General features: G+C 68.7%; 21 protein-coding genes. 5 read left to right on the top strand and 16 right to left on the bottom strand.

Annotated features, from left to right (window positions below):
* Nucleotides 1-102: 102 nt before the first annotated feature.
* From ABE423_RS08915 to ABE423_RS08930, 4 genes are all read right to left on the bottom strand, one after another.
* Nucleotides 103-699, bottom strand: a complete 597-nt coding sequence (locus tag ABE423_RS08915; protein WP_012510326.1) for a DUF1439 domain-containing protein — start codon at nt 697-699, stop codon at nt 103-105.
* Nucleotides 700-780: 81 nt separating this feature from the next.
* Nucleotides 781-1,329 carry a hypothetical protein gene (locus tag ABE423_RS08920; protein WP_125894202.1) on the bottom strand — a complete coding sequence of 183 codons (549 nt, stop codon included), beginning with the start codon at nt 1,327-1,329 and terminating at the stop codon, nt 781-783.
* A 55-nt stretch (nt 1,330-1,384) separates the two neighbouring features.
* Nucleotides 1,385-1,693: a DUF3861 family protein gene (locus ABE423_RS08925; RefSeq protein ID WP_049398822.1), complete on the bottom strand. Its 309-nt coding sequence runs from the start codon at nt 1,691-1,693 to the stop codon at nt 1,385-1,387.
* A 254-nt stretch (nt 1,694-1,947) separates the two neighbouring features.
* Nucleotides 1,948-2,346, bottom strand: a complete 399-nt coding sequence (locus ABE423_RS08930) for an HU family DNA-binding protein (protein WP_010483539.1) — start codon at nt 2,344-2,346, stop codon at nt 1,948-1,950.
* Nucleotides 2,347-2,717: 371 nt separating this feature from the next.
* Here ABE423_RS08930 and ABE423_RS08935 point away from each other — a divergent pair, with 371 nt between their 5' ends.
* Entirely contained in the window at nt 2,718-3,149 is a 432-nt protein-coding gene (locus ABE423_RS08935; RefSeq protein WP_005408443.1) for an OsmC family protein, read from the top strand.
* Between the two features lie 162 nt (nt 3,150-3,311).
* On the opposite strand, the gene ABE423_RS08940 is transcribed toward ABE423_RS08935, so the two are convergent.
* Together ABE423_RS08940 and ABE423_RS08945 are read right to left on the bottom strand one after the other, a co-directional pair.
* The gene (locus ABE423_RS08940; protein ID WP_125894204.1) at nt 3,312-4,190 is read right to left on the bottom strand and encodes a PhzF family phenazine biosynthesis protein; all 879 of its coding nucleotides are present in this window, start codon (nt 4,188-4,190) and stop codon (nt 3,312-3,314) included.
* Nucleotides 4,191-4,321: 131 nt separating this feature from the next.
* Nucleotides 4,322-5,194, bottom strand: a complete 873-nt coding sequence (locus ABE423_RS08945; RefSeq protein WP_293794692.1) for a PhzF family phenazine biosynthesis protein — start codon at nt 5,192-5,194, stop codon at nt 4,322-4,324.
* Between the two features lie 75 nt (nt 5,195-5,269).
* Between ABE423_RS08945 and ABE423_RS08950 the strand changes: the two genes are divergently transcribed.
* The 3 genes from ABE423_RS08950 (at nt 5,270) to murD (ending at nt 10,683) form a co-directional block, all read left to right on the top strand.
* Complete coding sequence (locus ABE423_RS08950; RefSeq protein WP_100437481.1) at nt 5,270-7,864, top strand: bifunctional aspartate kinase/diaminopimelate decarboxylase; 2,595 nt, start codon at nt 5,270-5,272, stop codon at nt 7,862-7,864.
* A gap of 76 nt (nt 7,865-7,940) precedes the next feature.
* Nucleotides 7,941-9,293: a UDP-N-acetyl-alpha-D-muramoyl-L-alanyl-L-glutamate epimerase gene (gene murL, locus ABE423_RS08955; RefSeq protein WP_125894208.1), complete on the top strand. Its 1,353-nt coding sequence runs from the start codon at nt 7,941-7,943 to the stop codon at nt 9,291-9,293.
* Nucleotides 9,274-10,683 (top strand): UDP-N-acetylmuramoyl-L-alanine--D-glutamate ligase, encoded by a 1,410-nt coding sequence (murD, locus tag ABE423_RS08960; RefSeq protein WP_125894210.1) that lies wholly within the window; start codon nt 9,274-9,276, stop codon nt 10,681-10,683. Before murL ends, murD begins: the two co-directional genes overlap by 20 nt.
* Nucleotides 10,684-10,743: 60 nt before the next feature.
* Here the strand turns inward: murD and ABE423_RS08965 are convergent, their stop codons facing one another.
* Nucleotides 10,744-11,337: an SMI1/KNR4 family protein gene (locus tag ABE423_RS08965; protein WP_125894212.1), complete on the bottom strand. Its 594-nt coding sequence runs from the start codon at nt 11,335-11,337 to the stop codon at nt 10,744-10,746.
* Between the two features lie 133 nt (nt 11,338-11,470).
* Here ABE423_RS08965 and ABE423_RS08970 point away from each other — a divergent pair, with 133 nt between their 5' ends.
* Nucleotides 11,471-12,262, top strand: a complete 792-nt coding sequence (locus tag ABE423_RS08970) for a dienelactone hydrolase family protein (protein WP_180838146.1) — start codon at nt 11,471-11,473, stop codon at nt 12,260-12,262.
* A 182-nt stretch (nt 12,263-12,444) separates the two neighbouring features.
* Here the strand turns inward: ABE423_RS08970 and ABE423_RS08975 are convergent, their stop codons facing one another.
* The 9 genes from ABE423_RS08975 to ABE423_RS09015 all read right to left on the bottom strand — a co-directional run bounded on the left by ABE423_RS08975 (nt 12,445) and on the right by ABE423_RS09015 (nt 22,094).
* A complete protein-coding gene (locus ABE423_RS08975) occupies nt 12,445-15,783 on the bottom strand; it encodes an ankyrin repeat domain-containing protein (RefSeq protein WP_125893369.1) in 3,339 nt (1,112 codons plus the stop codon).
* Nucleotides 15,776-16,036, bottom strand: coding sequence for a YcgL domain-containing protein (locus ABE423_RS08980; RefSeq protein WP_180837874.1), 261 nt, complete (start codon nt 16,034-16,036; stop codon nt 15,776-15,778). The genes ABE423_RS08975 and ABE423_RS08980 overlap by 8 nt, the downstream gene beginning before the upstream one ends.
* Nucleotides 16,037-16,196: 160 nt before the next feature.
* Nucleotides 16,197-16,637 carry an excinuclease ATPase subunit gene (locus tag ABE423_RS08985; protein WP_346485785.1) on the bottom strand — a complete coding sequence of 147 codons (441 nt, stop codon included), beginning with the start codon at nt 16,635-16,637 and terminating at the stop codon, nt 16,197-16,199.
* Between the two features lie 62 nt (nt 16,638-16,699).
* Entirely contained in the window at nt 16,700-17,938 is a 1,239-nt protein-coding gene (locus ABE423_RS08990; protein WP_346485787.1) for a beta-ketoacyl-ACP synthase, read from the bottom strand.
* Nucleotides 17,938-18,669 carry a 3-ketoacyl-ACP reductase FabG2 gene (locus ABE423_RS08995; protein WP_049398676.1) on the bottom strand — a complete coding sequence of 244 codons (732 nt, stop codon included), beginning with the start codon at nt 18,667-18,669 and terminating at the stop codon, nt 17,938-17,940. The genes ABE423_RS08990 and ABE423_RS08995 overlap by 1 nt, the downstream gene beginning before the upstream one ends.
* Complete coding sequence (locus ABE423_RS09000; protein WP_346485789.1) at nt 18,666-19,121, bottom strand: hypothetical protein; 456 nt, start codon at nt 19,119-19,121, stop codon at nt 18,666-18,668. Before ABE423_RS09000 ends, ABE423_RS08995 begins: the two co-directional genes overlap by 4 nt.
* Nucleotides 19,118-20,302, bottom strand: coding sequence for a beta-ketoacyl-ACP synthase (locus ABE423_RS09005; protein WP_134951922.1), 1,185 nt, complete (start codon nt 20,300-20,302; stop codon nt 19,118-19,120). The genes ABE423_RS09000 and ABE423_RS09005 overlap by 4 nt, the downstream gene beginning before the upstream one ends.
* Complete coding sequence (locus tag ABE423_RS09010; protein WP_107433485.1) at nt 20,299-20,856, bottom strand: DUF3261 domain-containing protein; 558 nt, start codon at nt 20,854-20,856, stop codon at nt 20,299-20,301. The genes ABE423_RS09005 and ABE423_RS09010 overlap by 4 nt, the downstream gene beginning before the upstream one ends.
* Nucleotides 20,844-22,094 (bottom strand): NAD(P)/FAD-dependent oxidoreductase, encoded by a 1,251-nt coding sequence (locus tag ABE423_RS09015; protein ID WP_032129172.1) that lies wholly within the window; start codon nt 22,092-22,094, stop codon nt 20,844-20,846. The genes ABE423_RS09010 and ABE423_RS09015 overlap by 13 nt, the downstream gene beginning before the upstream one ends.
* Nucleotides 22,095-22,120: the final 26 nt, after the last annotated feature.

Genomic DNA, 22,120 nt, shown 5'->3' on the forward strand with positions numbered 1-22,120 from the left:
CCGCCCCCCTTCCCCCCCCAACCGGGCTCCCCCCCCGGGGGTGGGCCGGCCCGCGGCCCGCAACACTGGTAAACCGCGCGCCGCCCCCCGCCCGCCACTACCTTACTTACCCAGCACGCCTGCCGGCACCAGGTTGCCCAGGTTCTGGTTGAAGGTGACCACCAGCTTGCCGTTCTTCACCTGCGCCGACTGCACCTGCAGGGCGCCGAGCAGGCCGGCCACGGCCGGGTCCAGCTTGTAGATCGGTTCGCGCTGGGCGTAGTCGCTCAGCCAGGCATTGAGCAGGCCGCGGGTGCGCGAATCGAGGCGACCGCCCTGGTTGGCCGGGGTGAAGTCATCCACGCTGGGCTGCTGCAGGTGGAAGCCCTGGGTCTGCGCGTCATAGCGCAGTCCACTGCTGAGCTTCACCGTGCCCAGCTTGGCCGGGTTGCCACCGGCGGTGGCCAGTGCCACATCCATGCCCAGGTTCAGCCGTTCGCCGGCCGGAAGGCTCAGCTGTGGATGGCTCATGGTCAGCGCGATCAGGCCGCCGAGGGCGTCCTGGGTGCGCGGGAAGCTGCCATCGAGGTACTGCTGCACGTCGCTGGCGCCGACCGACAGTTCGCGGCCGGAAATGGAAGGGGCGGCCTGGGCGCCGATCGCAGCGGCGATCAGTACGGTGGAGGCGGCAAGGCGGGTCATCAGGGAACGCAGGCGCATGGCGGTGACCGGTGGATATGAATGGACGAATCAAAGAGTAGCCGTGCCGGCTGAATCGCGCGTGCATGCCGCTGCAACGGTTCAGTCCAGCGTTGGCCGCAGTTGCGCCGACTGGATCTGCCAGGCGCGGCCATCGGCACGGGGTTGCACCCGGTACCAGCCGCCGAAGCGGAAGGTGCCCTCAGGGGTCACTGCGCGGATCTGTACCGGAACCTCCAGCAGCTGCGGCGGCTGGTGACCGTCGCGCGCGATCGGTAGTTCGCTGGTCAGGCGCAGGCTGCGCACGTCCGTGAGCTGGCGCAATGCGGCATCGTCGGCGCGTCGTGCATCGCTGGGCGGGAAGGTCCACGCGGCGTCGACGGCCTTGCGATCGCGATTGAGCAGGGCCATGACATAGGCATTGAGCATTCCCGCCGGCAGCTCGGCCTCGGCCGCGACGGCGGCAAACAGGGGATCGACATCGATGGCCTGCACGGTCGGTGCATCGCCTTCTGCGGCGGTCTGTGACTTCGTGCGGGCAGCCGCCTCGGCCGTGGCCGACGGTGTGGCATCCGCTGGATCGGATTGCGATGTCGGCCGGGAACAGGCCAGCAGCACCAGCGGTGCGAGCAGTATCAGGAACCTGCGCATGTCTGCCTCCTCCCCGAGGCGAACGGAAGGAGGCAGTGTATCGGCTGTGCCGCGATCAGCGGGAGGAGGGCAGCTGTTCCAGTGCATCCAGCGCCGGCAGCACCTGCGCGGCGATGGCGGCCAGGGCATGGCCTTCGGTGTCGGCGTGGCGCTGCACGATGTCGCGCAGCAGCTGGGTGGCGATCACCAGGGTCGCGCGCTCGTCGCCGCTGATACCAGCGGTGCGCGGCGCCGCTTCCAGCAGGCGCATCAGGTCGCGGCTTGCGCGATGTTCCAGTTCGATGGTGCAGCGCCCGGTGCACTGCAACCCGTCCTTTTCGATGGGGGTCACCGAGATCCGGTAGCGGGTGGAGGGGCTGGCCATGAGGGTGTGCTCGCCGTAGCTGTGGAGGATGTGCCCACCTTAGGCAAGGCCGTGCCCGGCGGCGATGGCCGGGGCTGCACGCAGTGTTCCACCCGGTACGTTCCGGGGCCGCAACGGACCACGCCCAGCCAATGGCGACGGGCCTGTACGCGCATTCCCGGGGATGCGGCAACGCTGTGTTGCGGGCTGTGGTTGGGACAAAAAAAACGGGACGGCCAGAGCCGTCCCGTCGGAATCCGCGTTGGGGCGCGCGCTTACAGCGCGGCGTCCTTCAGCTTCTTCAGCGGACGCACCTTCAGCTTGGTGGTGGCCGGCTTGGCAGCGAACCACTGCTCTTCCTTGGTGAACGGGTTGATGCCCTTGCGCTTCGGCTTGGCCGGCACATTGACGGTGGTGATCTTCAGCAGGCCCGGCAGGGTGAAGGAGCCAGCGCCCTTCTTGTGCACCGAGGAGGCGACGGCGCTTTCAAGCGAGGCCAGCACAGCGCGGACGTCCTTGGCGATGACGCCGGAGGCTTCAGCGATGTGTGCAACCAGGCCGGACTTGGTCAGCACTTCCTTGATCGGCTTCGGAGCGGCCGGCTTGGCGGCTGCCTTCGTCGCGACTTTCTTCACTGCCTTCTTCGGGGCAGCCTTCTTAGCGGTCTTTGCCATGGTTTCCTGTTCCGTGAACGGTTGGTTGTTTGGTCGGCGCCGAACCCCGTCGGCAAGCGCAATGTAGGGCAACTCTCGGGCGCCGCCAATAGCCCGAAGCGCGGAAAGTGCATGTTTTTTCATATCCAGGCCGATTCAGTACATGGCCGGCAGTGGAGGAAGGGGGTGTGGCAGCGCGCGCGATGGCCCGCGCCTGCCCATCGGAGGAATGCGCGAAACCACTGAAAACAAGGGAAAAATGCGCGCCGGCCTGGCGAAGAAGTGACCAGTTGTCCGGTTTCCGGCGGACCTGTGGCGTGCGGCGGAGCGACGCAGGGCTAACGCCTCCCGTGCGAGGGTGACCGTTCATCACCGTCACGCAGGAGCAGCACATGGGAATCTCGCGACACGCCACCGCGCATTGGGAAGGCGATCTGAAGTCGGGCAAGGGGCAGTTGAGCACGCCGCAGAGTGGGCTGCTGGACAAGACCCGCTACGGCTTCAACAGCCGCTTCGGCGACGAAAAGGGCACCAATCCGGAAGAGCTGATCGCTGCCGCGCACGCCGGCTGTTTCACCATGGCGCTGTCGGCCAAGCTCGGCGAAGCCGGCTTTACCCCGACTTCGCTGGATACCGAAGCCAAGGTCGATCTGTCATTGGAAGGCGGCCCGCAGCTGTCGCAGATCCGGCTGAAGGTGAAGGCGGTGGTGCCGGGCATCGACGCGACGCAGTTCCGTGCGATTGCCGATGACGCCAAGCAGAACTGCCCGGTATCCAAGGCGCTGAGCGCAGTGCCGATCAGCCTGGAAGCCGAGCTGGGCTGAGGGTAGTGCCGGCCGCTGGCCGGCAACCGCATGATGTCGAGGTCCAGGTAACAACCGGCCAGCGTTATGGCGGCCTTCCTGGCCGCCACCCTCCGGGCCGTCGCGTCCGACGTTGGCAGCGGCTCCTGCCGCTGCCTTCGGCTCTACCACCCCCCATCACAATCACCAGTCAAGGGTGCCGGTAATCACCGTCTGCACCTGGCCACCGGACCAGACTTCCCCGTCTTCATCGACGAAAAGGGTCAGGCGCGCGTCGTGGCCGACTTCGCGGCCCTGGCTGACTTCGAACGGTGCGCGACCACGGGGCAGCGCATCGCGCAGGTCCAGCCATGCGGCCAGCACCGCATTGGCGGCACCGGAGGCGGCGTCCTCGAAGCGGCGTCCATTGCCGACGAAGGCACGTACGGCCAGATCGAAGCCCTCGCTGCCATCGCTGAAGGCATAGGCAAACACGCCCATGCTGTCGGTGGACTCGGCCAGTGCGGCCACCGCATCCCAGTCCGGCTGCAATGCGCGCAATGCGGCCTCATCGGCCACCTGCACCACCCACCAGCTGCGTCCGCCCTGCATCCGCGCCGGCGGCAGCGTGCCCAGCGGCCAGTCCTTCAGTGCGGCCTGCAGGCGTGGATCGGTCGCCTCGGCAGTCTCGGCCAGCTGCGCGCGCGGCGTGCGGATGGCGATGCGCTGCTGCGCACCTTCACCGCTGACGCGCAGCGGCAGGGCACCGGCAATGCCGTCCTGCACCAGCACACCATCGACCGCTGCGGCCAGGCCGGCCTGCAGCACCGCATGCGCGGTGCCGACGCTGGGGTGGCCGGCAAACGGAACTTCCTTCTGCGGGCTGAACATGCGCAGCCGGTAACTGGCACCGGCGACCTGCGGCGGGAACACGAAGGTGGTTTCGGGCAGGCGCGTCCAGCGCGCGATGGCCTGCATGCTGGCGTCGTCCAGGCCCTCGGCATCGAGCACCACGGCCAGCGGATTGCCGGCGCCGGCGCGCGGGGAAAACACATCCAGCTGCAGGAAACGGCGGGTGGACATCAGGCGGCACTCCAGTAAACAGGCCGCATAGCGTAGCGCGGGGCACCAAAAAGGGGACGGAGGGAATTAAGTCGCTTTTGCCCCATGTGCCATAAGCGACTTAATTCCCTCCGTCCCCTTTTTTCCGTGCGCTACCAGTGGATGTGGCCGTCGATGACCGGCTGCACCTGGCCGCCGATCCAGACCGTGCCCTGCGCATCGACCTGCACCTGCACGCGGCCGTCGCGGCCGACTTCGCGGCCTTGGCTCGCCACGTAGTGGCCCTCGCGGCCCGGCAGGGCATCGCGCTGCCGCAGCCAGGCACCGATCAGGGCATTGGCGCTGCCGGTCACCGGGTCCTCGGGTACGGCGGCCGCATCAGCGGGGCAGAAAGCGCGCACCACCCGGGTGTGGTCGGTGCCAGCTTCGTCGGCGAACACGGCCAGGCCGGTGGCATCAGTGGCGAGGCTCCAGTCGGCCAGTGCGGCCATGTCCGGCACCAGGTTGCGTACGGCGGAGGCGTCGCGCAGCGGCAGCAGCCACCAGCGAGCGCCGTTGTCCCATAGTTCGGGTACGTGCCCGCTGGCAGCCAGCGCCAGCAGCGTTTCCGGCGCTCCGTCCGCCGCTGTGTCCAGTTGCTGCGCCGGTGGGCTGGCCAGTTGGATCTGCAGTGCCTCGGCCGGGCCGCTCACCCGTACCGGCAGCAACCCCGCCGCGCATTGCTGCAGCAGGGCACCGTCGCGTGGTTGCGCCAGGCCGCAGATCACCGCCGCCCAGGCGGCGCCGACGCTGGGGTGGCCGGCAAATGCCAGCTCGCGGGTCGGGGTGAAGATGCGGATGTGGTAATCGGCGCCGGGCGCGCTGGGGCGCAGGAAGAACACCGTCTCGGACAGGTTCAGCCAGGCGGCCAGGGCCTGCATCTGGCTGCTGGAGAGCTCGTCGGCGTCCAGGATGGCGCCCAGTGGGTTGCCGGTGCCGGGGCGGGGGGCGAAGACATCGAGCTGCAGGTAACGGAGGACGGCCATCTACGAGGATATTGCGCTTAGAATCAAAGGTTCCGCCCCCGAGGGCGGCTTCCCCACATTCTACATAGCCAATCCATGTCAGCTTCCCCCCTTGTCGATCGTTGGATCGTACTGAAGTTCGGCGGCACCTCGGTGTCGCGTCGTCATCGCTGGGACACGATCGGGAAGCTGGCGAAAAAACGTGCGGAAGAGACCGGCTCGCGCGTGCTGGTGGTGGTTTCGGCGCTGTCCGGGGTCACCAACGAACTGACCGCGATCGCCGATGGCGCGCCGGACAGCCGTGATCGCGTGGCGGCGCTGGTCGAACGCCACGAGGCCTTCCTGGTTGAACTCGGCCTGGGTCGCGAGGTGCTGGCCGAGCGCCTGGCGGCGCTGCAGGGGCTGCTCGACGACGCGCGCGCGGCCACCCGGCCGCTGCAGTGGCAGGCCGAAGTGCTGGGCCAGGGCGAACTGCTGTCCTCCACCCTGGGTGCTGCCTACCTGCACGCCTCGGGCCTGGACATGGGCTGGATGGATGCCCGCCAGTGGCTGGACGCGATGCCGCCGCAGCCGAACCAGAGCGACTGGTCGCAGCGGCTGTCGGTGAACTGCCAGTGGCGTGCCGATGCGGAGTGGATGCAGCGCTTCCGCGCGCAGCCGACCCGCCTGCTGATCACTCAGGGCTTCATTTCGCGGCATGCCGATGGTGGTACCGCCATCCTCGGCCGTGGTGGCTCGGATACCTCGGCGGCGTACTTCGGTGCGCTGCTCGGTGCCAGCCGCGTGGAGATCTGGACCGATGTGCCGGGCATGTTCAGTGCCAACCCGAAGGACGTGCCGGACGCGCGCCTGCTGACCCGCCTGGACTATTACGAGGCGCAGGAAATCGCCACCACTGGCGCCAAGGTGTTGCACCCGCGCTCGATCAAGCCGTGCCGCGATGCCGGCGTGCCGATGGCCATCCTCGATACCGAGCGCCCGGAACTGCCGGGCACCAGCATCGATGGCAGCGCTGCACCGGTCCCGGGCGTGAAGGCGATCAGCCGCCGCAACGGCATCGTGCTGGTGTCGATGGAAGGCATCGGCATGTGGCAGCAGGTCGGCTTCCTGGCCGATGTGTTCAACCTGTTCAAGAAGCATGGCCTGTCGGTGGACCTGATCGGTTCGGCCGAAACCAACGTCACCGTATCGCTGGATCCGTCCGAGAACCTGGTCAACACCGATGTGCTGGCCGCGCTGTCGGCCGACCTGTCGCAGATCTGCAAGGTGAAGGTGATCGTGCCGTGCGCGGCGATCACCCTGGTTGGTCGCGGCATGCGCTCGCTGCTGCACAAGCTGTCGGACGTGTGGGCCACCTTCGGCCGCGAGCGCGTGCACATGATCTCGCAGTCGTCCAACGACCTGAACCTGACCTTCGTCATCGACGAAGCCGATGCCGATGGCCTGCTGCCGATCCTGCACGCCGAGCTGATCGACAGCGGTGCGATGCCGGTGGAAGAGACCGAAGTGTTCGGCCCACGCTGGCGCGAGATCGCCGGCACCGTGCGCCCGCGTGGCACGCCGTGGTGGCGGGGCCAGCGGGCGCACCTGCTGCAGCTGGCCGACGCCGGTACGCCGCGCTATGTCTACCACCTGCCGACCGTGCGCGCCCGTGCCCGCGCGCTGGCCGCGATCAAGCCGATCGACCAGCGCTACTACGCGATCAAGGCCAACAGCCACCCGGCCATCCTGCAGCTGCTGGAAGCCGAGGGCTTCGGCCTTGAGTGTGTATCGCACGGCGAACTGAAGCACGTGTTCCAGCACCTGCCGGAACTGTCGCCCAAGCGTGTGCTGTTCACCCCCAGCTTCTGCCCGCGCAGCGAGTACGAAGCCGCGTTCGCGCTGGGCGTGACCGTTACCGTCGACAACGTCGAAGCGCTGCAGCGCTGGCCGGACCTGTTCCGCAACCGTGAGCTGTGGCTGCGCGTCGATCTGGGCCGTGGCGAAGGCCACCATGCCAAGGTCCGTACCGGCGGCAAGGACTCCAAGTTCGGCCTGCCGATCGCCCGCGTCGATGAGTTCGTGCGCGCGGCCACCGATCTGGGCAGCCGCGTGGTCGGCCTGCACGCGCACCTCGGCAGTGGCGTGGAAACCGCGCAGCACTGGCGCCTGATGTGCGATGAGCTGGCCGGTTTCGCCCGTCGCATCGGCAGCGTACACACCATCGATATCGGCGGTGGCCTGCCGATTCCGTACAGCGACGAAGACGAGCCGTTCGACCTGGACGCCTGGGCCGAGGGTCTGGCCGAGGTCAAGGCGCTGCATCCGGCATTCCGCCTGGCGATCGAGCCGGGCCGCTACCTGGTGGCCGAGTCCGGCGTGCTGCTGACCCATGTCACCCAGGTGGTGGAGAAGGACGGCGTGCGCCGTGTTGGCCTGGATGCCGGCATGAACGCACTGATGCGCCCGGCCCTGTACGACGCCTGGCACGACATCGAGAACCTCAGCCGCCAGGGCGGTTATGCCGAAGCGGCATTCGACGTGGTCGGGCCGATCTGCGAATCCAGCGATGTGTTCGGCAAGCGCCGCAAGCTGCCGGTGTCGACCGCACCGGACGACGTGATGCTGATCGCCGATGCCGGCGCCTACGGCTATTCGATGGCCAACACCTACAACCAGCGGATGCTGCCGCGCGAAGACGTGATCGAATGACCACCGCGCGCGCCCTGCACCCGCCCACCGACACGCCCCGCGCCATCGCGCGGGCCCGTGCCTGACCGGATACACCATGACTGCTTTCGACAAACACCAGGTTTCCCGCTTCCGCTTCGTCCGCTGCGAATTCGCCGCGGACACCGGCGTGGCCAAGCTGGTCTACGCCTTTGATGACGGCCCGGAGATGGTGGAAACCATCACCGTGCCGGGCGCCCCGTTCATGCTGGACGAAGCGCGTACCGCCGCTGTGCAGCGCGCGCTGCAGCTGCTGCACCTGATCGCCGGTGTCAGCTACTACAAGGCGGGCGTGCCGGAGACGGTCAGCATCGACAGCTACGCCATCGATGCCGATACCGCTGCGCTGGTGGAGACGGTCTACCTCAATGGCCTGGGTGAATTTGCCTACCGCAACGGCCTGAACCTGCGCGGGCGCTTCCGCCTGCCGGTGCAAGGCGAGGCAGTGCAGGCGCCGGTGCTGGGCCTGCAGCCGCACGCGCTGGTGGCGATCGGTGGCGGCAAGGATTCGCTGGTCAGCATCGAAGCGCTGCGCCGTGCCGGCGTGGACGAGACGGTGACCTGGATCGGTGGCTCGCAGCTGATCCGTGCCTGCGCTGAACGCACCGGCCTGCCGACGCTGAACCTGGGCCGCGCGCTGGCGCCGGAACTGTTCGAGCTGAACCGCCAGGGTGCGTGGAACGGGCATATCCCGGTCACTGCGGTGAACTCGGCGATCATGGTGCTGGCCGCGCTGCTGCAGGGCGTGGACCAGGTGGTGTTCTCCAACGAACGTTCGGCCAGCTACGGCAGCCAGATTCCGGGCACCGGCGAAGTGAACCACCAGTGGTCCAAGGGCTGGGCATTCGAGCAGGCGTTCGGCAGCCATGTGCAGACGCACGTAGCGGCGGACCTGCAGTACTACTCGCTGCTGCGCCCGATGTCGGAGCTGGCAGTGGCCCGCCAGTTCGCCAAGACCGATTTCTACGACGCGCATTTCTCCAGCTGCAACCGTAACTTCCACATCCTCGGCGAGCGCCCGGTGAACCGCTGGTGCGGTGTCTGCCCGAAGTGCCATTTCGTGTTCCTGGCGCTGGCCCCGTTCATGCCCAAGACGCGCCTGGTGCGCATCTTTGGCCGCAACCTGCTGGACGATGCCGAGCAGGCCGGTGGCTTCGATGCACTGCTGGAATTCCAGGACCACAAGCCGTTCGAGTGCGTGGGCGAAGGCCGCGAATCGCGTGCGGCGATGGCGACCCTGGCGCAGCGCCCGGAGTGGAAGGAAGACGTGCTGGTGAAGCGCTTCTGCAATGAGATCCAGCCGCAGCTGGATGCCGCCGAACTGGAACTGGCACCGCTGCTGCAGCTGCAGGGCGAGCACCGCGTTCCGGCTGCGCTGTGGGAACGGGTGCGTGAAGATTTCGAAGCTTGAAGGAAAGCGCGTTGCGCTGTGGGGCTGGGGCCGTGAGGGCCGCGCCGCGTTTGCGGTGCTGCGTGAGCGCCTGCCCACGCTGCCGCTGAGCCTGTTCTGCCCGGCGGCAGAAGTCGAGGCCGCACGCGCAGAAACGCGGGGCGCGCTGGATGTGCGTGGCGAGCCTTCTGCTGAAGCGCTGGCCGCGTTCGACGTGGTGATCAAGTCGCCCGGGATCAGCCCCTACCAGCCGGTCGCGCTGGCGGCGGCGGGGCAGGGCACCACCTTCATCGGTGGCACCGCGCTGTGGTTTGCCGAGCATGCGGGTGCCGATGGCATCGTGCACGACACCGTGTGCGTGACCGGCACCAAGGGCAAGAGCACCACCACCGCGCTGGTCGCGCACCTGCTGCGTGCCGCCGGCCACCGCACCGGCCTGGTCGGCAACATCGGCCTGCCGCTACTGGAAGTGCTGGATCCGCAGCCCGCGCCCGAGTACTGGGCGGTGGAACTGTCCAGCTACCAGACCGGCGAAGTGGCGCGCAGTGGCGCCCATCCGCAGGTAGCGGTGGTGCTGAACCTGTTCCCGGAGCACCTGGATTGGCACGGCAGCGAGCAGCGTTACATCGAGGACAAGCTGCGGCTGGTGACTGAAGCCGCACCGCGCATCGCCGTGCTCAATGCCGCCGATCCGCATCTGGCTGCGCTGTCGCTGCCCGATAGCGAAGTGGTCTGGTTCAACCAGCCGCAGGGCTGGCACATGCGCGGTGACATCGTGCATCGCGGCGAGCAGGCCGTGTTCGATACCCGCAACACGCCGCTGCCGGGTCGCCACAACCGCGGCAACCTGTGTGCGGTACTGGCGGCGCTGGAAGCGCTGGGGCTGGACGCCGTGGCGCTGGCACCGGCGGTGCAGGATTTCCGTCCGCTGCCGAATCGCCTGCAGCGCATCGGCGCGGCCGATGGCCTGACCTACGTCAACGATTCGATCAGCACCACGCCGCATGCCAGCCTGGCCGCGCTGGAGTGCTTCGCCGGCCAGCGCATCGCGTTGCTGGTGGGCGGGCATGACCGTGGCCTGGACTGGACCGATTTCATGCAGCACATGGCGCACGACGTGCCGCCGGTGGAGATCGTGACGATGGGCAGCAACGGCCCGCGCATCCACGCGATGCTGCAGCCGCTGGCCGATGCCGGTCGCTTCGGTCTGCACGCCGCCGGCGATCTGCCGGAGGCAATCGCTTTGGCGCGTTCTGCGCTGGGTTCTGAGGGCGGGGTGGTATTGCTGTCGCCTGGCGCGCCGAGCTTTGGTGCCTACCGGGATTACGTGGCGCGTGGCCGTCATTTCGCTGAGCTGGCTGGGTTTGACCCGGAGAGCATCAGCGCGATTCCCGGGCTGGGTATCGCTTGAAGGTAGTGCCGGCCGCTGGCCGGCAACCTCCGGAGAAATTCATCCACGCATGGCGTGGATCTACTGCTCCTCGTCGATGAACGCGTAGCCGCCTTCGATCAGCTGCTGCAGGTACGCATCGAAGCTGGGCGCGATCACCGCATAGCTGTCCGGATCGTGCAGGTAGCGCACCACCTGGCCGACCGCGCCGCCCGGCGCGGGATCAAAATCCAGGTACAGCATCGAGGTGCCGCCGTTGTTCATGCAGTGCGAGAAGCACAGGCGGCGGTTCATCGGCAGATCGGCGTCGATGCCCTCACCCAGGATCTCCGGCTCGTCATCCAGCCACTCTTCGTAGATGGAACGGATGCTGTCGTCCCACTGTTGCTGGTCCTCGAAGATCTGCGCGACCGAACGCAGGTAGTAGGGATAGCCGCCGTCCTCCACGTCCGAGCCGAGCACCAGCACGCAGACCTCGCCGCCGGGGTACTCACGGAAGTGGGTGCCATCCACGCGGGACAACAGTTCCAGCAGGCTGTCCGGCACCTGCGGCCACTGCGCACGCAGGCGCTGCAGGTCTTCGCCGCTGGCGCCCTGCACGTGGGCCCACTGCGGGGCATCCTCGGCAGGCAGGCGGGGGATCAGGCCAGACAGGAAGCGATCAACAAGATTCATGCGAAAAAAGGGGACGGAGGGGATTAAGTCGTATCCAACCACACCTGCGTCACGTCGCCAATGCAGAATGCGACGCGGGAGGGGCGAATACGGCTTAATCCCCTCCGTCCCCTTTTTCTTGCGGAGCAGGCGCATGAATCGTTGGCGATGCGGTGTGGCGGTGGTTCTGGGGCTGGCGGCGATGCCGGCGTGGGCGGCGATGAAGACGCAGCCGGTGGAGTGGAAGCACCAGGGTACGACCTTCAGTGGCGTGCTGGTCTATGACGACGGCGACAACGATAAGCGCCCCGGGCTGGTGATGGTGCCGAACTGGAAAGGCGTGAACGAGTCGGCGGTGGAGAAGGCCAAGCAGCTGGCTGGCGATGACTATGTGGTGCTGGTGGCCGATGTGTACGGCAAGAGCGTGCGGCCGAAGACCGATGCCGAGGCCGGGCCGGTGGCGACCAAGCTCCGCAACGACCGGCCGCTGCTGCGTGCGCGTGCGCTGGAGGCGGTGAACGTGCTCAAGGCCCAGGCCGGCAAGGCGCCGCTCGATGCCAGCCGGATCGGTGCGGTGGGCTTCTGTTTCGGTGGCACCACGGTGCTGGAGCTGGCCCGTGCCGGTGCGCCGCTGGCAGGGGTGGTCAGCCTGCACGGCGGGCTGGGTTCGCCGCTGCCGGCACAGGCTGGTGGCAGCCACCCGTCGGTGCTGGTGCTCAATGGCGCCGACGACACCAGCGTGACCGCCGAGGACATCGGCAGCTTCCAGAAAGAAATGAACGCGGCCAAGGTCGATTGGGAATTCACCAACTACAGCGGCGCGGTGCACTGCTTTGCCGAGCGCGATGCCAACAGCCCGCCGGGCTGCCAGTACAACGAGCGCGCGGCGAAGCGCGCATGGAAGGCGCTGGATGAGTTCTTCGAGGAGCGCTTCGAGAAACGTTGAACCGTGCAGCGGTAGTGCCGGCCGCTGGCCGGCATTCCCGTGACATCCGCAGCATCATGAGGTTGCCGGCCCGCGGCCGGCACTACCCACTGCGGATTCCGGCAGTAGATCCACGCCAGGCGTGGGTGCTTTGGCTTCCGGACACGATCATCCACGCATGGCGTGGATCTACTGGGTCCCGATCAGCCGTTGTCGCGCAGGAACCGCGCCATCGACGAGACGCCCGGCACGCGCGGCTCGAACTCGCCGGCCACGTCGATGAAGCCCCGCATCACCGCGATCTCGCGCGGGCTGCGGTTGAGGCTGTCGCGCACTTCCGGATCGGCACCGGCGCGCAGCAGGCGCTGCACCAGCAGCGGCAGACCATGCAGCGCGGCCAGGTGCAGCGGGCCGAAACCGCGCGGATCACGCACGTCCAGGCTCACGTCCTCATCCAGCAGGCGTTCCACCGCCGCCATCACCACCTGCTCGTCGCAGGCGGTACCCGGCTCGGCACGCGCACCCAGCAGCAGCAGCAGCGGCGTGACCGAACCGGCAGCGGCCTGGTCCGGTTCGGCACCGGCCAGCAGCAGGGTGTCGAGCAGGGCCAGCAGGCGCGAGCGGTCGCGGGCACTGAAACCGTACAGCGCGGCACAGTGCAGCGGGCCCAGCTGCTGCGCGTCACCGGCATGCACGTCGGCACCGGCGGTGAGCAGGCGCGCGACGATGTCCGGCAGGCCCAGCGCCGAGGCCAGCATCAGCACGGTCACGCCGCCCGGCAGGCGGTGTTCCAGCTTGGCACCGGCGTCGAGCAGGGCCGAAACGATGTCCACCTGGCGCATGCTGACCGCCGCCGACAGCGGCGTCGCGCCACTGGCAGCGGCGTGCTGCGGATCGGCGCCGCGTGCCAGCAGCAGGTCGGTTACTGCCAGATGGCCACCACCGGCCGCACGCAGCAGCGCGGTGCAGCCCTGTGCGTCGACTGCGTCGACGGCAAATCCCAGATCGATCAGGCGGCGCACCGCATCGACGTCACCGGCCATCGCAGCGGCCGGCAGATCGGCCTCGCGCAGGGTGCGGCGCGGCAACGGCCACACCCGCCAGTCGAGCCAGTCGGCCAGGTCACGGCGACCGATCGACAGCGCCACGCCCAGCGGCGTCTGCCCATCGGCGGCACGTGCTTCCGGCGAGGCACCGTGCTGCACCAGCAGCTTCAGCGCGCCTTCGCGGGCCAATGCGGTGGCCAGATGCAATGCGGTCATGCCATGGCTGTCACGCGCTTCACGATCGACACCGGCCTTGAGCAGGGCCTGCTGCAGGCGCAGCCAGCCCAGGCGCACTGCCAGCGACAACGGCGGGTCACCCGCCGGCGAGGCCGCGAACGGATCGGCACCACGTTCCAGCAGTTCCAGCGCCAGCTGCTCCAGGCCACGGGCCGCCTGATCGTGCTGTGCGCAGGCGGCAAGGAAGCGCGCCAGGCCACCGCGTCCGGCCGGCGACAGGCCGCGCTGCAGCATGACCTGCAGCGCCGGCACCGCATCGATGCCGCGCGACAGCAGCGCGAACATCGGCGTGTCGGAGCAGGCGTCACGCACGTAGGGATCGGCGCCGTGGCCCAGCAGCCAATCGACCGCACGCGGCTCCAGTGCCAGTTCCGGATCGAGCAGCAGGCCACCCAGTTCTTCCGGCTGGCACAGCTTGGCCAGCGCGGCCATGCCATCGGTGTTGCCGAAGCCCAGCGCTTCGCGCAGCAGGGTCAGCGGCGGACGGTCCGGCAGCAGGCCACTGGCGCTGGCGGCTTCGCCGCGCTCGGCCAGGCCATCACTGACGGCGGCCGGCAACGGATAGGACGGGTCCAGCAGGGCCACAATCGCCCAGCGACCGGCTTCGGCGGCGTAGTCCACCGCACGGCGGCCAACCGGATCGGTGGCATCGGCGGCGATGCCCAGCTCGACCAGGCGCTTGATCAGCAATGGCGAGACATCCTCGGCCATCGCCGCCAGCTGCACCGCATTGCGGCCTTCGCCGTCCACCGCAACCAGATCCGGCTTGTGCGGCAGCAGATGCTCGACCACGGCAGCGCGGCCGGCACGGGCCGCTTCCAGCCACGGCGTACGGCCCAGCGCATCGCGCGCTTCCAGATTGGCACCGGCACCCAGCAGCACGCCGATGATCTCGACGTGGCCAGCCAGTGCGGCCTCATGCAGCGCGCTGCGGCGCTGGCGATCACGCGCGTCAGCCCGCGCCTTGTGCTTGAGCAGCAGCTGCACGCCGGCCGGATCGTCGTCTTCGGTGGCGGCCGCGGCCAGCAACACCGGGGTGCCTTCGGCCGGTTCGCTGCGCGCACCGCGTTCGAGCAGGAAGCGGGCCAGGCGCCAGTTGCCGACCTGGCAGGCCACGGCCAGCGGCGACCAGCCCTCGTTGTTCAGCGCGTCGACTTCGGCGGCGGCATCGCGCAGCAGCGCGGCCACGCCCGGGTCGGAACTGCGCGCCGCATGGTGCAGCGGGGTGTTGCCATCGCTGTCGATGGCACGCGAATCGGCACCGTTGGCGAGCAGGGTCATCACCGCTTCGGGGCGGCCGTGCCAGCTGTCGCGGGTGGCGGCCAGCAGCGGGGTCATGCCCCGGTGCGGCGCATTCACATCGACGCCGCGGGCGATCAGTTCGCGCAGCAGGCGCAGGTCCGGCAGCACCGCCGCCAGCACCGCCAGGCTGCGCTGGTCGCGCCAGTTCGGGTCCGGCAGCGCATACGGATCGGCACCGGCCTGCAGCAACTGCAGGCCCCGGTCGATGCGGCCATGGCGGGCGGCTTCATACAGGGCCGGGGTCAGCTCCTGCGGCGCCATCGCCTCCAGCGGCGCGGTTTCGGCCGCAGCTGCGAACATCGGTTCGTGCTCGTTGCCGGCGCTGGCCAACGGGCTCGCGCGCAGCGACACCAAGGGTGCCGGCGCCACCCGCTGCAGCAGCAGGTGCAGCACGGGAGACAGCAGCACCACCGCCAGCGCGGCGGGCCAGCGCGCGCCTTCCGGCAACAGGCCCGGCCAGGCCGGCAGCACCACCAGCGCGGCCAGCGCGATCACCAGCGCGGCGACACCGAGACCGCGCCAGGCGGTCAGATCGCGTCCGGCCAGCGCCTGCCAATGCTGGGCGAGATTGCCGTCCAGGCGTTCGACATCGTTCCACAGCGGCCAGGTGCGCCAGGCCGCCAGCAGGCCGGCACTGACCAGCACGCTCAGGCCCAGCACCGCGGCCAGGCTGCCGCTGTCACGCAGCGCCGCCAGCGGCCAGGCCAGCAGCAGCGCCAGCAACAGCGGCGCCGCCGTCCACAACGCCAGCAGCGCCGGCAGGTCCTGGCGCGCGACGATCTTCAGCGGCAGCAGCGCTCGGCTGCGACGCCACCACGACACACCCAGCGCGAACGCCGGCTGCGCCAGTGCCGCAAGGATGGCGCCTGGAACGCCGCCCACAGCGGCGCCCAGCGCCAGCACGGCACCGACGGCGAAGGCGATCGACAGGGCGCGCGGACGGGACGTGTCAGTCATAGTGGCGCGGCATCAGGCTGGCCACCGATGGCGGCACCTGCAGGTAGAACCCGCGCTCGCTCATTTCGCTGCGGACCTTTTCCGGATCGGCCTGGGCCAGGCGGCGCTGGGCATCCAGGGCCACGTCCAGGACGAAGGTGAGCGCACCCAGCGAGGTGAGCAGCGGCGCAGGCAGCGCGCTGAAATCATCGCGACGGGGAACGTAGACGTAGGTGTCCGGCTTGAGTTGGCTTTTATAGACGTAGGCGTGCATGTCCGCGGGACGATAACCCGGGAAGAGCCATGATTGTGTCGGAAAGCCGACACCGGGGAAAGCCGTCAGCCGACGATGGCGGCGTGATCGGCGGCGTTTCCCCGGCGGGATTCAGCAATGTGGCGACGGCGTTCAGCCAACGCCGCCGCCACACGGGCGCTTACTTGACCTTGGCGTAGGTGCCCTTCAGCGCGACACCGGCGAGGATCGCACCGGCATAGCATTCGTAGTTGGTGCTGCTCTTGAACTCGTTCTTCTTGTAGTAGCTGACGATGTCGACCACGGCGTTGGCGCCGCGCGACTTGGCACCGTCCTGCAGCGCGCGCAGCGCCGACAGCGCGACCCAGCGGCAGGCCTCGGCATCGCTCTTGTTGGCGGCGTTGGTCTTCTTGTTGGTCACGTCTTCGCCCAGGCGCTGCTGCACGCTGACCGGCTGGCCGGCCAGGTAGAAGCGGACGCTGCCGTCGATGCCGGCGTCCTTGGCAGCCTGCGAATTGACCAGTTCCTGCAGGGACTGCTCCACGCGGGTATCGCGGGCAGAAGCGGTGGAGGCCAGGGCCAGCAGCGTGGTGGCGGTGGCGATCATGAGAGTGCGGCGCATCGGAACATCTCCTTGTCGAGGGTGCGGGTAGGTTGCGGGAACAGCGGCGGTGGGGCGGTGGATCACTCGCGCCAGCGGCGGAACACCAGCGAGGTGTTGATGCCACCGAAGGCGAAGTTGTTGCTCATCACGTACTCGGCCTGCAGTTCACGGCCCTGCCCGGTGATGAAGTCGAGCTGGCCGCAGCGTGGATCGACCTCGACCAGGTTCAGGGTGGGCGCGAACCAGCCGGCGCGCATCATCTCGATGCTCATCCAGGCCTCGAACGCACCACAGGCGCCCAGCATGTGGCCGACGTAGCTCTTCAGCGAGCTGATCGGCATGCGGCTGCCGAACACCTGCGCGGTGGCCTGGGTCTCGGCGATGTCACCGTGGTCGGTGGCGGTGCCGTGGGCGTTGACGTAGTCGATCTGCGCCGCGTCCAGCCCGGCATCCTCCAGCGCCAGGCGCATGGCCTGGGCCATGGTGTCGGCACTGGGCTGGGTGACGTGTTGGCCATCGCTGTTGGTGCCGTAGCCGACCACCTCGGCAAGGATGGTGGCGCCACGTGCCTGCGCGTGCTCCAGGTCTTCCAGGATCAGCGTACAGGCACCCTCGCCCAGCACCAGGCCATCGCGGCCGGCATCGAACGGGCGCGGCGTGGTCTGCGGCGCATCATTGCGCACGCTGGTGGCGAACAGGGTGTCGAACACTGCCGCGGCAGTGGCATCGAGCTGCTCGGCACCGCCAGCCACCATCACCGTCTGCTTGCCGCTGCGGATCGCTTCGTAGGCCGCGCCCACGCCCTGGCTGCCCGAGGTGCAGGCACTGGAGGTGGTGTAGACGCGCCCGGACAAACCAAAGAACACACCGATGTTGACCGGCGCGGTGTGGCTCATCATCTTCAGGTAGGTGGTGGCACTGATGCCGTCGGTGGTGAACTCGTTGAGCATGCGGCCGAATTCACCGGTGGCCTCGTGGCTGCCCGAGGACGAACCGTAGGCCACGCCGGTACGGCCACTGCGCAGCACCGGGTGCTCGTGCAGGCCAGCCTCGCGCAGTGCCACCTCGGTGGCGCGCACCGACATGATCGCGACCTTGCCCATCGAGCGGGTGGTCTTGCGGTTGTAGTTCGGCGGCAGCTCGAAGTCCTGCGCCGGCGCGGCCAGCTTGGTGTTCAGGCCGGCATAGACATCCCATTCGGGCATCGTGCGCACGGCATTGCGGCAGCTGCGCAGGTGCGCTTCGATGGTCGGCCAGTCGTGGCCGAGCGGACTGATGGTGGCCGCACCGGTGACCACCACGCGACGATCGGCGGCCATCAGAGCATGCCTCCGTTCACCGAGATCACCTGGCGGGTGATGTAGCCGGCCGGCTCGGACAGCAGGAACGCCACCGTGGCCGCCACTTCGTCGGGACGACCGACGCGGCCGGCGGGAATCAGCTTGAGCGCGTGTTCGATCACTTCATCGTTGAGCATTTCGGTCTCGATCAGGCCCGGGGCCACGCAGTTGACGGTGATCTGGCGGCTGGCCAGTTCCAGCGCCAGCGCCTTGGTGGCACCGATGATGCCGGCCTTGGCGGCACTGTAGTTGACCTGGCCGCGGTTGCCGGCCAGCCCGGACACCGACGACAGGGTGACGATGCGGCCCGGCTTGCGCCGCCGCACCATCGGCATGATCAGCGGATGCAGCACGTTGTAGAAGCCATCCAGGTTGGTGTGGATGACCTGGTCCCAATCCTCCGCCGACAGCGCCGGGAAGGCGCCATCACGGGCGATGCCGGCATTGCAGACCACGCCGTAGTACGCGCCGTGCGCTTCGACATCGGCCTCCAGCGCGGCGCGTGCGGCCTCGCGGTCGGCTACGTCGAACGCCAGCACGCGGGCCTGCTGGCCCAAGGCCTGGATCTCGGCCATCACGGCCTGTGCCTCTTCCAGGCGGCTGCGGCAATGCACCACCACGTCGAAGCCATCGCGCGCGATGCGCAGCGCGATGGCCCGGCCGATGCCCCGGCTGGCGCCGGTCACCAGCACGCTTCGATTCCCTGTCATGCCTGTCCACTCTCCAGATAGGCCATCGCGTCGGCCGGTTCGAACACCGACACGTTGGCTGTCGCCCATTCGTCCTCGCCCGCCAGGATGCGGCAGGCGAACATCCCCAATCCATTGTCACCCAACAGCTCGCAGCGCGCCTGTACGCGCAGCCGCGATCCGCTGGGGAAGCTGCTGCGCGCGCTGCTGTAGCGGCGGCTGCCGAGCAGGAAGCCCAGCTGCGGCAGCTTGCCGGCCGCACGCGCGCGGCAGCCGGCCCAGGCCGCGATGGCCTGCGCCATGTATTCGATGCCGACCCATGCCGGCACCTGGCCATCCTCGACGAACAGGCCGGCCTCGGGCACCACCAGCTCGGCCTCGATGGCGTCCTGGTCCCACTGTGTGATGCACTCCAGCAGGCACATGTCCTGGCGGTGCGGCACCACGTCCTCGATCGCGTACAGCGTATTCATCGACGCTCCAGTGCCAGCACGGCATTGCTGCCGCCGAAGGCGAACGAATTGCTCAGCACCCGCCGCGGCGCCTGCGCCAGGCAGGAGCCCGGCGCGACCAGCGGCAGCACCGGCAGTGCGGGGTCGGCCACGCCGTCCCACCAGTGCGGTGGCAGCTGCTGCTGCGGGTTCTCGGCCAGCAGGATCCAGCACAGCGCCGCCTCGATCGCGCCCGAGGCACCCAGCGTATGGCCGGTCAGCGGCTTGGTCGAACTGGCCGGCACGCCATTGCCCAGCACCTGCGAGACCGCCAGGCTTTCCATCGCATCGTTGTGCCCGGTGGCGGTGCCATGCAGGTTCACGTAATCCACTTCGTCGGCGCCCCAGCCGGCGCGCAGCAGCGCCTGCTGCAGGGCGTCGATGGCCCCCATCCCCTGCGGATCGGGGGCGGACATGTGATGGGCATCGGCCGATTCGCCCCACCCGGCCAGGCACACCGGACCCGGCTCGCGGGTAAGCAGGAACAGCGCGGCGCCCTCGCCGATGTTGATGCCGGAGCGGTGCTGCGAGAACGGATTGCAGCGCAGTGCCGACACCGATTCCAACGCGCTGAAGCCGGCCACGGTGAAGCGGCACAGCGAATCGGCACCGCCGGCAATCACCGCATCGACGATGCCGGCGCGCAGCATCCGGGCGGCCGACATCAGCGCCTTGGCGCTGGACGAGCAGGCGGTGGACAGGGTCCATGCCGGCCCCTGTGCACCACTGCGCTGGCGCACGAACTGCGCGGCGGTGCCCATTTCCTGCTGGGCGTAATCGAAGCCCTGCGGCCACTGGCCCTGTTCGGCGTGGGTGCGCAGGGCCTGCTCGGATTCACCAATGCCCGAGGTGCTGGTGCCCAGCACCACCGCCACACGCTCGGCACCATGGCGGGCGATCGCGGCGGCCACCGCTGGTGCGATCTGCGCCAGTGCCACGTCCAGCAGGGCGTTGTTGCGCCCGCGCAGGGCCACCGGCAGGTCCTCCAGCGCCGGCAGTGGCGTGCGCACCTCTCCCAGCGCCAGGGTGCGCCCCGGCAGCAGGCTGTCGTTGTCGCTGAGCCCGCCCGGCACATCGGCGAACATCGCCGACGCGACCGCGGCGCGGCCATCGCCGAGCGCGCAGACCACGCCCAGGTCGTTCAGGTAGATCGGTGCACTCATCGGTCCTGCCCGGCCATGTCGATCGATTCGATGCGCAGCGCATAGCCTTCGGCGCGGTTGTCCAACTGCACGCTGCCATCGTCCAGGCGCTGCAGCTGCAGCCACACCGTGCCGTCGCGCGACAGGCTGCGCTGCCGGCCGTCATCGCTGACCTGCCAACCTGCCGGCAACGCGGCGGCAATGGCCGCGGTCGGCCACAGCGCGAACTGCAGGTCATCCAGCACACGCTCGGCACGTACCTGCGGCGGCAGCCACGGCGCGCGCTGCTGGGTCAGCTGCTGGCCGTCCCACTGCAGGCGCACGCCGGTCTGGCCCATCGCCTGCACCGCCAGCTGCACCTGCTGCGCATCGGCTTCCAGCAGAGCATCCAGGTCGCGCTCATGCGTACCGAACCGGAAATGCAGCTGCTGCTGCAATGCCAGCGGCGCCGGCAGGCTGGCCGGCGACAGGCGCAGCGGCGGCAGTTCCACCAATGGCTTGGGCATGCGGCCGGCACAGGCGGCCAGCAGCAGGCACAGCAGCACGGCCGCGGTACGGGCGATCAGGCGCTGCACAGCTGCTCCAGCACGCGCATGCGGCGGCCGCTTTCGTCGGCCACATACGGGTTGTTGGTGTCCCAGGCGTAGCCGGCCAGGATGGAACTGATCATGTCGCGTACTTCGGGCTGCTGCTGCGGGTGGTAGATGATCTTCTGGAAGCCGCCCTCGTACCAGCTTTCAACGAAGCGGCGGAAGGTCTTCACGCCGGCACGCAGCGGGATCGAGAATTCAGCTTCCCAGTCGACGGTTTCGCCGGCATAGCGGCGCGCCAGGCATTCGCTGGCCAGCTGCGCGGACTTGAAGGCGATGGTGACGCCGGAGGAGAACACCGGGTCAAGGAACTCGCCGGCATTGCCCAGCAGGGCGTAGCCCGGGCCCCACAACGAGCTGACATTGGCCGAGTAACCGGTGATGCGACGCACCGGCAGCACCGCCCATTCGGCGTTGGCCAGCAGCCGGGTCAGGTTGGGGTCCTCGCCAACGATGGCCTGCAGCTTCTGCAGGTCGTCGCCCTCGTAGCGCTCGAAGAACGACGGCTCGGCGACCACGCCCAGCGAGCAGCAGCCGTTGGAGAACGGGATCGTCCAGTACCAGACGTCGATGTGCTCGGGATGGGTGGTGATCAGGATCTTGTTGCGGTCGAAGTCCGCTTCGGCCGGAATGTTGTCGCGCACGTGGCAGAAGATCGCCCCGCGCACCGGGAAGTTGGACGGCGATTCCAGCTGCAGCAGGCGCGGCAGCAGGCGCGCGAAACCGGATGCATCGAGGATGAAATCGGCCTCGATGCGGTACTCGCTGCCGTCCGGGCGGCGCACGGTCACCGCCGGCTGCTCGCCCGGCTCGACCGCAAGCACTTCATCGCCGAAGCGCAGCGTGGTGCCCATGCGTTCGGCGCCGCGCGCCAGCACGTTGTCGAAGTCGGCGCGCTGCACCTGGTAGGTGGTGCCCCAACCTGGCGAGAACTTCTTCCTGAAGTCGAACGCGGTGCGCGCCTCGCCATGCACGAAGGCGGCGCCGTTCTTGTGCTGGAAGCCCGCTTCGACCACGTCCTGCAGCAGGCCTGCCGCTTCGATGTACTCCATGCTCTGCGGCAGCAGGCTTTCACCGATCGAGAAGCGCGGGAACTGCTGGCGCTCCAGCATCAGCACCTGGCGGCCCTGCTGGCGCAGCATCGCCGCGGCCACCGAGCCGGCCGGGCCCGCGCCGATGATCAGGATTTCAGTACGTTCGACAGCATCCACAGCAGTATTCATCGGTGCGTCCTTGTTGCTCGATCAGG

Origin of the sequence: Stenotrophomonas sp. TWI1409 (assembly GCF_039673015.1) — a bacterium.
In the GTDB taxonomy this organism is placed as follows: domain Bacteria; phylum Pseudomonadota; class Gammaproteobacteria; order Xanthomonadales; family Xanthomonadaceae; genus Stenotrophomonas; species Stenotrophomonas maltophilia_A.